Origin of the sequence: Pseudomonas sp. DE0010, from assembly GCF_007680745.1 — a bacterium.
Lineage (GTDB): Bacteria > Pseudomonadota > Gammaproteobacteria > Pseudomonadales > Pseudomonadaceae > Aquipseudomonas > Aquipseudomonas parafulva_B.
Genome location: NZ_VEJQ01000339.1, coordinates 1 through 206, shown reverse-complemented (window position 1 = coordinate 206; position 206 = coordinate 1). Strand labels below are relative to the sequence as shown.

Sequence of the window (206 nt, the reverse complement as noted above, 5' to 3'; positions counted from 1 at the left end):
TGGTTACTTTTTGTCGCGTTTGACAAAAAGTGACTCGCCGTAAGGGCGAAAAGGTGACTAAGCGTCGCCATCGCAAACGGACTATGCTCTTTTTCAACACCCACACCAACGCAATCAACTTCAAACTTCAAACTTGAAACTTGAAACTTGAAACTTGAAACTTGAAACTTGAAAGCGTGGGCGCATACAGCAAGTTGGTATTCATT

General features: G+C 42.7%; 1 protein-coding gene. It reads right to left on the bottom strand.

Annotation, left to right across the window (positions count from 1 at the left end):
* On the bottom strand, positions 1-206 hold a 206-nt coding region (locus FS767_RS23125), incomplete at both ends, for a hypothetical protein (RefSeq protein ID WP_218571753.1).